Source organism: Brevundimonas sp. A19_0, assembly GCF_017744255.1.
Taxonomy (GTDB): Bacteria; Pseudomonadota; Alphaproteobacteria; order Caulobacterales; family Caulobacteraceae; genus Brevundimonas.
In genome coordinates this window covers 1-5,193 of record NZ_JAGHQP010000038.1, presented here as the reverse complement: position 1 = coordinate 5,193, position 5,193 = coordinate 1, and the positions used below count along the sequence as shown (strand labels likewise).

Here is a 5,193-nt window from a genome sequence, read left to right as displayed (position 1 = left end):
GAACGGGAGGGTGCTGGGGGCGTCGAGGGCGGCGGCCCAGATGCGCGGCAGGGCCACGCGTCGGCGCGGCAGGCGGCCGGGACCCCGGCCAAAGGGCGCCCGGGACCGGGTCGTGGTTTCAGGATCGGGGGCCGGACCGACCGGCAGATTGCGCCGGCTGTCCAGCGCGGCGGCCCAGATCCGGGGCGTGCGCACCCGGCGGCGCGGGGCCCGGACCGGCATGCTGCGGCGTGCGGCGCCGGACCCCAGGATCAGGGCGCGCAGCTTCTGCAGGATCGGCCGGATGTCCATTCTTCCCCCGGAAAGTGGCGTCGGGCGCCCCTTCCGGACGCCTAGCAGAGCCCGCTCGCAAGGGCCAGAGAGGCGACGGCGGTGGCTGCGGCGCCGCTACAGGCATCGCAACGGTTGCGTCCGGCGCCACTTGCCCGCATGACGCAGGACAGGCGCCTCTAGTGGAAGGACAGGGTGTGGAAACCGCATCGACTCCCGGACTGAATCTCGTCGGTCATAACGAACTGCTTGAAATGGATCGCTGGGAGCTGGAGCGGCGCAGCCGGGCCCTGGCCTGCGGCATCCATCTGGGTGACGGCATCATGCTGGCTCGCGCCATGGGGCGCTACAAGATGTTCCTGACGGCCCGGGACGTCGGCTTCACGCCGCACCTGCTGATGGATGGCGTCTGGGAGCCGTGGATGACGCCGCTTCTGGCCGGCCGGATCAAGCCGGGGATGACGGTCGTCGATGCGGGGGCGAACCACGGCTATTTCACCGTGCTGCTGGCGGATCTGGTCGGACCCGGTGGCCGGGTGGCGGCCATCGAACCACACCCGATGACCGCCGAGCTGCTGCGCCGGACGGTCAGCGTCAACGGCTTTGCGGGGCGGACGACGGTGTTCGAACAGGCCGTGGGCACGCAGGACCATCAGATGCTGACCTTCGAGCTCAGGGAAGACGATCCCAAGAATGCCCGGGTCGTCGAGGATCACCGGGCCGAGCAGGCCGGTATGACGCGGGTGCGCAGCAGCCGGCTGGAGACCCTGCTGGCCGACTGGCCGAAGATCGACTTCATCAAGATCGATGTCGAGGGCGCCGAGGAAGCGGTGCTGGAGGGGGCCTGGCCGCGGATCGCCAAGGACCGGCCGGATATCCTGCTGGAGTTCAACAGCGCCCGCTGCAAGGACCCGCTGGGCCTGCTGGAGCGGCTGGTCGGCGTCTACCGGCGCCTGCGCATGGTCACCCACGATGCCGAGATCGTGCCGGTGGACCGGGCGCGGCTGATGGATCGCGACCAGCCCGAGGACTGGATGCTGTGGCTGTCGCGGCGCTGAGCCGCCACGCCTAGGCCGCCCTCAGGAAGCTGTAGGCCTCGACCGCCTCGTGGACGTCCTCATAGAGGCGCGCCTGACCGCCCTCGAGGATCAGGGCGCGGGAACATTCGCGCTCGACCAGATGGGTGTCGTGCGAGGCCATGATGAAGGCCCGGTCGGCGCGCCGGGCGAACAGTTCCTCGCGGCACTTTTCCTGAAAGCGGGCGTCGCCGACGGCCACCACCTCATCGACCAGATAGCAGTCGAACTCGATGGCCAGCGACAGGCCGAAGGCCAGACGCGCACGCATGCCGGACGAATAGTGTTTGACCGGCTTCTTCAGGTCGCTGCCCAGTTCGGCAAAGTCATCGATGTGCGCGAGCAGGGCGTCGAAGTCGCGTTCATAGAGGCGGGCGAGGAAGCGGATGTTGTCCAGCCCGGACAGACTGCCCTGAAAGCCGCCGCCGAAGCCGATCGGCCAGGAGGCCGACATGCCCCAGCGAATCTGTCCGGCGGTGGGGCGCAACACCCCGCCCAGCACCTTGATCAGGGTCGACTTGCCCTGGCCGTTGCGGCCCAGCAGGGCGAGGCGGCCATTGCGGGGGAGCGTCAAGTCGATGCCCGAAAAGACCGGCCGCTGACCGGGCTTCCAGGCCTTGGCCAGGTCGGTGACGACCAGTCCCGGCTCCCCCGCCGGCACCGTGTCTGGCAGGGGCGGCGCCGCGTCCGTCATCCCTGATGCCGGTGCTCGCGCAGGCCCGACCAGACCAGCCAGCCCACGCCATACAGCAGCAGACTGCCCAGCAGCACGATCAGCACGGCGCGCCAGCGGCGCGGGCGGGTGGGCTCGTCGGCGAGGCCCGGGTTGACGACCCTTTGCAGATAGAGGGACTGGCGCCGGGCGTCGCGCTCGGCGACCACCAGGGCGGCGGTGGCCTCGGACAGCTGGCGATCGGCCAGTTCGCGCTCCAGCACCAGATCCTCATAGGCGCTGACGGCGGGCACCAGCGAGGTGGCGGCGCCCGCCAGCTTGCTGCGTTCGGCCGAGATCTGGCGCTCATAGGCGGCGATGCGGTTGTCGAGACTGGGCAGCTGGGGGCTCTGCGGCGCTTCGGCGGCCAGCTGGGCGCGTTCGGCGCGGAGCCCCGCGAGGGTGGCGGAGAGTTCGCCGATCAGGCCGGCGCCCTCGGCGGCGACCATGGAGGGGTCGATGAACCGCTCGCGATTGCGGAAGGCGACCAGGTTCCGCTGGGCCTCGTCCAGCCGGGCCCGCGCCTCGTCGCGCGCGCGCTCGGCCTGGGTCACCGCATCGGCGACGGACCGCGCGTTCAGCCGGTTGACCAGATCCTCGCCCCCGGCCAGCAGGGTTTCGGCAAGGCGTTGGGCATCCTCGGGGCGATAGGCCTCGACGCGCAGGATGCTGATGCCGGTGGTGGCGTCGTAGCCGACGGTCACGAAGCGCTGGTAGCCCTGATAGAGGCCCTCGCGGGTGTGGCTCTCCCACGGACGGGGCCAGCGCGACAGGACGTCGACACCGGGCGGGCCCAGCATGCGGGACAGGTCGAGGGTGCGATCCAGCTCGGCCACGGCGTCGCGCGAGCGCATATAGTCATGGACGGCGAAGGCATCGGTCTGTGTGCTGCCGAGACCCACGCCCTGCAGCGTCAGGCCAAGGGCGTCCGGCTGGTTCTGGCCGGCCTGGCGGACGATGAAGCGCGCCTCGGACACATAGCGCGGCGAGGCGATCAGCAGAAAATAGACGGCGGCCAGAAGGGTCGGCAGGCCGACGCAGATCAGGAACGCCCACGACGGCGCCCAGGGCGGCAGGGCCGGAAGCCGGAAACCCGGTCGGAACGAGGAGCGGGGGGACAGGGAATCCGTCGGGGTATCGGTCATGGCCCGACTGATACCCCGCCCGCGCGCAGCAGGCCATCCATTCGCGATGCCCGGGTCATTCGGTGTCGATCCGGTCCCGGGCTCCGGCCACCAGCAACAGGCCGGCGAAGTTCAGGATCAGGCCCCAGCCGAAGGCGTAGAGGGGGTTGAAATGGGTCTCGACGAAGGGGCCGAAGACGCCCGCGCGCATCATCTCCACCGCGTGGGGGAGGGGAATGAGAAGATAGGTATCACGCCAGACCGGGGGCACCCATGCCGCCATGAAGAAGGCCCCGGACATGGGGATGAGCGCATAGGTCATCAGCGGCACGATGCGTTCCATGACCGGATAGCGGAGGGCGAGACCGCTGAAGATCAGCGCCAGCCCCACCCCCATGAAGGCCAGCAGCAACCAGCCGACGAGCACCAGGCTCCAGTCGTGCGGCGCCGAAACCTCGCCCAGGAAGCCGAGCAGCAGATAGACGACGAGGAAGGCGGCCGTCGTGCCCAGAAACTCGAGGGCGTTGCGGGACGCATAGATGTGGAGCACCGAAATGGCGCGGTGGTGCAGCAGGCCGGTATTGGCCTGCAGGGCCGCCAGGCTGAAGCTGATCTGATGACGCAGCAGCAACAGGGCCATATAGCCGGTCATCACCATCGGGCCGAGGCGGATGCCGTGTTCGTACTCGGGCCGGATCAAATTCCACATCACCACCACGCCGAGGCAGAAGATGAGGGGCTCGCCGATCACCCACAGAAAGCCCAGACCCTCGCGCCCGTAGCGGGTGATCAGCTCGCGCAGCATCAGGGCGCGGATGATCGACAGGTGTCTCGGAAGGGCGGGCGAGCGCGACCGGGCCTGCGACGGGGGAGAGGATGCCATGCCTGCAGGATAGGGGGTGGCCGTCTCCGCGCAAGCGCGCTCGGGCCGTCGCGCGTTAACGGCCCATAAGCCGAAGCGGTCACACATGGTCGTCGGCAGGCATCGCGCGCGGGGACCCCATGATCGGCGACAAACGGGTGATCGGTATTGTCCCGGCGCGCGCGGGGTCACGGCGGATGATCGGCAAGAACACGCGGCTGCTGGCCGGTCGCCCGATGATCGGCTGGACGCTGGCCGCCGCGCAGGGCTCGACGGTTCTCGACCGGATCGTGGTCTCGAGCGACGACCCGGCGGTGCTGGCGCTGGCCGAGGACATGGGGTGCCCGGCCCCGTTCGAGCGCCCGGCCGCCCTGTCGGGGCCCGAGGCCTCGGTGATCGATGCGGTGGAACACGCGCTCGGCGAAGTGGGTGGTCACTGGGACTATGTGGTTCTGCTGCAACCGACCTCGCCCCTGCGGCGGGCGCAGGATATCGATGCGGCCGTGGCCCTGGCCGAGGCAGAGGGCGCGCCCGCGGTCATCAGCGTGTCGCCGCTGGCCAAGCCTGCGGCCTTCCATGTGGAGGTCGGTGCGGACGGCGCGCTGGCGCCGGCCCCCGAGGTCCTTGACCGGACCTTTGTGATCAATGGCGCCGTCTATGTGGCCCGGCCCGACCGCCTGCTCCGCGAGCGGACGTTCCGTCCCGAAGGGACCCTGGCTCATGTCATGCCGGTCGAACGGGGGTGGGATGTGGATACGTCGGACGAATTCGCCGCCTGTGAAGCGCGCCTGACGGCGGATCAGGCCCGCGAGGCGACCTGAGGCTGTATCATCGGTACCACGCTGCCATAGTTTAGACCCTTTCCCTGTGGTTTCCGCCTCGACCTTGGCGAGCGGCACTGTTATGAGAAGCGCGAGGCGGCGTGTCCGTCGCACATTCAACAAGGCTGCGGAGGGCATTTACCGATGCGTGTTAAGAGTTTGATCCTGGCGTCCAGCGCTGCTGCGGCGCTGGCCATGGGGGCCGGCGCTGCGTCGGCAGAGCCGAATGGCTGGTACGGCGCGGTTGACGCGGGCTGGCACACGGTCAACGACGTTTACGGCGTGGATTCGGCGGCCGGCAACGGCTGGGACTTCGAGGTTGAGGACG

The 5,193-nt window shown here is 69.4% G+C and carries 6 protein-coding genes and 1 pseudogene; 3 read left to right on the top strand and 4 right to left on the bottom strand.

Going from position 1 to position 5,193, the window contains the following annotated elements; all coding sequences use genetic code 11:
* On the bottom strand, positions 1-291 hold a 291-nt coding region (locus J7346_RS14850), incomplete at its 3' end, for a hypothetical protein (RefSeq protein ID WP_209120749.1).
* Between the two features lie 176 nt (positions 292-467).
* On the opposite strand from J7346_RS14850, the gene J7346_RS14845 reads away from it, so the two are divergent.
* The gene (locus J7346_RS14845; protein WP_209120748.1) at positions 468-1,328 is read left to right on the top strand and encodes an FkbM family methyltransferase; all 861 of its coding nucleotides are present in this window, start codon (positions 468-470) and stop codon (positions 1,326-1,328) included.
* A gap of 10 nt (positions 1,329-1,338) precedes the next feature.
* On the opposite strand, the gene J7346_RS14840 is transcribed toward J7346_RS14845, so the two are convergent.
* Genes J7346_RS14840 through J7346_RS14830 form a run of 3 tightly spaced genes read right to left on the bottom strand, consistent with a single transcriptional unit; the run spans position 1,339 to position 4,065 of the window.
* Complete coding sequence (locus tag J7346_RS14840; protein WP_209120747.1) at positions 1,339-2,040, bottom strand: ABC transporter ATP-binding protein; 702 nt, start codon at positions 2,038-2,040, stop codon at positions 1,339-1,341.
* On the bottom strand, positions 2,037-3,203 hold the full coding sequence (locus J7346_RS14835; RefSeq protein WP_209120746.1) for a chain-length determining protein: 1,167 nt from the start codon (positions 3,201-3,203) through the stop codon (positions 2,037-2,039). The genes J7346_RS14840 and J7346_RS14835 overlap by 4 nt, the downstream gene beginning before the upstream one ends.
* Before the next feature lie 55 nt (positions 3,204-3,258).
* Positions 3,259-4,065: an ABC transporter permease gene (locus tag J7346_RS14830; protein ID WP_209120745.1), complete on the bottom strand. Its 807-nt coding sequence runs from the start codon at positions 4,063-4,065 to the stop codon at positions 3,259-3,261.
* Positions 4,066-4,184: 119 nt separating this feature from the next.
* On the opposite strand from J7346_RS14830, the gene J7346_RS14825 reads away from it, so the two are divergent.
* Positions 4,185-4,865, top strand: a complete 681-nt coding sequence (locus J7346_RS14825; RefSeq protein WP_209120744.1) for an acylneuraminate cytidylyltransferase family protein — start codon at positions 4,185-4,187, stop codon at positions 4,863-4,865.
* Between the two features lie 144 nt (positions 4,866-5,009).
* Positions 5,010-5,193 (top strand): annotated as a pseudogene (locus J7346_RS14820) (cell envelope biogenesis protein OmpA); the annotation flags it as partial.

Excerpts from the sequence above, each read along its gene's own strand:
- J7346_RS14840 (WP_209120747.1), bottom strand. The coding sequence starts at position 2,040 with ATGACGGACGCGGCGCCGCCCCTGCCAGACACGGTGCCGGCGGGGGAG.
- J7346_RS14835 (WP_209120746.1), bottom strand. The coding sequence starts at position 3,203 with ATGACCGATACCCCGACGGATTCCCTGTCCCCCCGCTCCTCGTTCCGA.
- J7346_RS14830 (WP_209120745.1), bottom strand. The coding sequence starts at position 4,065 with ATGGCATCCTCTCCCCCGTCGCAGGCCCGGTCGCGCTCGCCCGCCCTT.
- J7346_RS14825 (WP_209120744.1), top strand. The coding sequence starts at position 4,185 with ATGATCGGCGACAAACGGGTGATCGGTATTGTCCCGGCGCGCGCGGGG.